The 3,622-nt window shown below is 40.2% G+C and carries 5 protein-coding genes; all 5 read left to right on the top strand.

The window, feature by feature from the left end:
* Positions 1–65 precede the first annotated feature (65 nt).
* The 5 genes from BKK47_RS11935 to BKK47_RS11920 all read left to right on the top strand — a co-directional run bounded on the left by BKK47_RS11935 (position 66) and on the right by BKK47_RS11920 (position 3,260).
* A complete protein-coding gene (locus tag BKK47_RS11935) occupies positions 66–368 on the top strand; it encodes a superoxide dismutase (protein WP_077495040.1) in 303 nt (100 codons plus the stop codon).
* A 29-nt stretch (positions 369–397) separates the two neighbouring features.
* On the top strand, positions 398–1,078 hold the full coding sequence (locus tag BKK47_RS11930) for a type 1 glutamine amidotransferase domain-containing protein (RefSeq protein WP_077495039.1): 681 nt from the start codon (positions 398–400) through the stop codon (positions 1,076–1,078).
* Between the two features lie 182 nt (positions 1,079–1,260).
* Positions 1,261–2,412 carry an amidohydrolase family protein gene (locus BKK47_RS11925; protein WP_244149149.1) on the top strand — a complete coding sequence of 384 codons (1,152 nt, stop codon included), beginning with the start codon at positions 1,261–1,263 and terminating at the stop codon, positions 2,410–2,412.
* A gap of 65 nt (positions 2,413–2,477) precedes the next feature.
* Entirely contained in the window at positions 2,478–2,666 is a 189-nt protein-coding gene (locus tag BKK47_RS12745; RefSeq protein WP_244149148.1) for a hypothetical protein, read from the top strand.
* 9 nt (positions 2,667–2,675) lie between these two features.
* Positions 2,676–3,260 carry a putative quinol monooxygenase gene (locus BKK47_RS11920; protein WP_162273578.1) on the top strand — a complete coding sequence of 195 codons (585 nt, stop codon included), beginning with the start codon at positions 2,676–2,678 and terminating at the stop codon, positions 3,258–3,260.
* The last annotated feature ends 362 nt before the right edge of the window (positions 3,261–3,622 follow it).

Below are 3,622 nucleotides of genomic sequence, written 5' to 3'. Positions count from 1 at the left end.
CTAGAATATTACTTCTATTAAAAATAGAGGTGTTAAATTTCAATAAAAGAGATTAGGAGTAAAGCATGCGTATTTTAGTTTTAGACGTACCATGTGAAAATGTCGCCCTGACGGATTATGCCCCACATTTGTTAAATGAAATCAAACATGGTTGGGCATTGATTAAATCTGACTTTATTCGTGAGATCTATATGCGTCAAGATCGGCCGGGTGTGGCATTTTTCGTTGAAGCGGAAAGTGTAGAAAAAGCAAAAGAAGTATGTGCCGAATTTCCATTAGTGAAAGCAGGCTTGGTCGACTTTGATTATATTCCATTGGGCAACTACCTTTTTGTGGAGCAACTTTTTGCAGAGGAACACAAAGGGTAATTTAACACTCAAACAGTGAGGAAAGTGACATGACAAAACCGATTTTATGTGTGCTTACCAGCACCACGGAAAAAGGCAATACCGGTATTCCGACAGGTTTCTGGTTAAGCGAATTAACCCATCCATTAAAAGTCATGGAAGAGGCAGGGTTCAAAACAGTGATCGCTTCAATCAAAGGTGGGCAAGCACCAATTGATAAAGATAGTCTGGATTTTACCGATCCGGTAAATCAATATTTCTGGAATGAAACGGATTTAGAAGCCCGTTTAGCCCACACGCCAAGCGTCTCAGAATTGAATGGTGAGGATTATTCAGCGATCTTCTTCGCCGGCGGTCACGGCACGATGTGGGATTATCGTGAAAACCAAGATGCACAACGTTTAATTCGTGAAGTGTATGAAAACAATGGGGTAGTTTCAGCCGTATGCCACGGCCCCGCTGCATTAGTGGATGCAAAATTAAGCAACGGCGAATACCTTGTGAAAGGTAAAAATGTGGCGGCATTCACAAACAAAGAAGAGGAGGAGGTAGGTGGTACGGCTGTCGTTCCTTACTTACTTGAAAGTGCATTAATCGAACATGGTGCGATCCACCACGAAGCACCAAACTGGTCTGAAAACGTCTATGTAGATGGTCGTTTAGTCACTGGTCAAAACCCTACTTCTGCACACAAAGTGGGCGTGGAAGTAGTTAAGGTATTGAAGGGGTAAATATCTTATCCTCCCTCTTGTGGGAGAGAGACAGACATAAAGTGCCTTCAGCACTTGGAGCTAAAAAAAGTGGAAGCGATATAAACTTCCCTCTCCAAAAATCCTTTGGATTTTCTCTCCCCCTCTCTCATTTACAGGAGGGGGAGAGTTAAAAAGACCAAATCTACAAAAACTTTACAAATATGAACAATCTCAATCGTCGTCAATTTCTCACACAAAGTGCGGTCGTTTTGGCAGGGGGATTTTTACCGCATATCAGCACCGCACAACCGATTGTCCAATCAAGTCAAAACAAGAAAAAAGGTCATAAAATGAAACTGATTTGTGTCGAAGAACATATTTTAGATCCCAATATCGCCAAAGCGACAATGCCACAAGTGCTTCAGCAAGCACCTTATCTTACTAATTGGGGAAAACGGGTGAAAGATGGCAATCATACCGATCACAGCCGTCCTCAAATCGAAAAAAATGACTTAATTACCCCAAAAGGTATGGAATTTGATGTCAAACGTCTAGCAGATATGGATGCTGCAAACATTGATATGCAGGTACTTTCTGTGGGTGGTTTTCCACAATTTGCTTCGCTTGAATTACACAAACAGGCGAATGATAAACTGGCAGCCGCCATCAAAAAACATCCTAACCGTTTTGCTGCTATGGCGACTTTACCTTGGATGGAACCAGAGCAAGCAGTGGCAGAATTAGAACGTGCGGTAAAAGAATTGGGTTTGCGTGGCGCCTTGTTGAATGGTCGCCCATCGGACGATTTTCTCGACCACCCACGTTATGAAAGGTTGTTGGTGAAATTCAATGAACTGAATGTGCCACTTTATCTTCACCCCGGTATTCCTGTGCCTGCCGTACAACAAGCCTATTACAGCGGTTTTGATGATGAAGTGACCGCCCGCCTTTCTATGTTCGGTTGGGGTTGGCACAATGAAGCAGGGATCCATTTATTGCGATTAATGTTATCCGGTGCATTTGATCGCTATCCGAATTTACAAGTGATTAGCGGACATTGGGGTGAAATGTTGCCATTCTATCTCCAACGTTTAGACGACAGCCTGCCACAAGCTGCTACCGGTTTAAAACGTAGCTTGACCGATACCTTCAAACAACAAGTTTTCGTTAGCCCTAGTGGTATGCTGACTCAACCGCACTTTCAGTTTATCTATAATTTAATCGGGGCGGAACGTATCTTATTCTCGGTAGATTATCCTTATCAGACTCTTAACGGTGTACGTAATTTCCTCGAAAACTTACCCATTTCAGAACAAGAAAAAGAATTAATCGCCTATAAAAATGCGGAGAAATTGTTTAGTATCAGGACGTAACGTTCAACTTGTCAAATAACCATGAGTAATAAATTACCCATGGATCATCATATAAGGAAAAAACAATGAAAAAACTACTCACAAACTCGCTTACTCATTTGTTCACTCCTCTTGGGGCAGTGAGTAAAGCCACCGTTCAAAAAACGTTGTTTTTTATGACCGCACTTTTAGGACTTACTATGGCTATCACCGCAAACGCCACCCCGATGATGAACATTTTTGAACTCGGCGTGAAAAAAGGGGCTGAAGTGTAATATCATGCCGTGGCTGAACACAATATCAGCACATCAATCCGCAATGAAAAAGGCACATTGGCAATGTATTCGGTGAAATCAAACACCGATCCCAATATAGCCTATATGGTGGAAATTTATGCGGATCAAAAGGCTTATGAAACCCACCGCACGTCACCTCAATATCAAGCATTTTTAACTGCATCACCTGAGATTTTAACGGATCACAAAAAGCGTATTGCCTTAGTTCCACAATTTTTAGGGGATAAAAAAGTGGTACAAACGCCCGAAATCCTCACAAATTATGTAGTGGTAGAAGTGAAACCTGAATATAACGAACAATTCAAGAAGATTATTATCGCAGAAATGGCACAATCGCTAAAAGTGGAAGAGGGGGTGATTGCGATGTATGCCGCCACAATGCAAGAAAATCCAAACAAATGGATTTTCTTTGAGATCTACGCCAACAGTGCCGCTTACCAACATCACAGAGAAACACCTCATTTTAAAGATTACCTAAAACAAACGGGTGAGATGCTGAAAGAAAAAAGTTATGTGGAAATTCATCCTGAGTTTTTAGGCAATCAAGGCAATTTGCATTTTAACCAACCTTAATTTCGGTAAAGAAGACGTGGTATCTTTTACAAAAGAAATAACGTCTTTATTTTCATTTTCCTAAAACTTTTTGGACTTGCCTCGAAGGTTTGTTTAAAAACGTTACCTCAAGTTTCTAGACTAAACAACAGAACTTATCTACTTTTGTTGATGAATTAATTCATCTTTTAATCATTATAAGAGCTACGTTTTTATGTGTGAGTATCTTTTTATGGAAAGTATAAAAAATGAAATATTAGGTAAAAATACCTAATAGATGGAAATCTAAAAAAATTTAAGTATCCATCGAGTAACTCTGGCAGAAAGAATACAGCAAATATTGAGCACTAATGATATTTCTAAATTATTTTAGATAGAGGAGA

Source organism: Rodentibacter mrazii (genome assembly GCF_001998825.1).
GTDB classification, from domain to species: Bacteria; Pseudomonadota; Gammaproteobacteria; order Enterobacterales; family Pasteurellaceae; genus Rodentibacter; species Rodentibacter mrazii.
Note: the sequence above shows the minus strand (reverse complement) of the source record. Positions and strands in the feature narration are given on the sequence as shown.

Coding starts and splice junctions, on each gene's coding strand:
- BKK47_RS11935 (WP_077495040.1), top strand. CDS start 66: ATGCGTATTTTAGTTTTAGACGTACCATGTGAAAATGTCGCCCTGACG.
- BKK47_RS11930 (WP_077495039.1), top strand. CDS start 398: ATGACAAAACCGATTTTATGTGTGCTTACCAGCACCACGGAAAAAGGC.
- BKK47_RS11925 (WP_244149149.1), top strand. CDS start 1,261: ATGAACAATCTCAATCGTCGTCAATTTCTCACACAAAGTGCGGTCGTT.
- BKK47_RS12745 (WP_244149148.1), top strand. CDS start 2,478: ATGAAAAAACTACTCACAAACTCGCTTACTCATTTGTTCACTCCTCTT.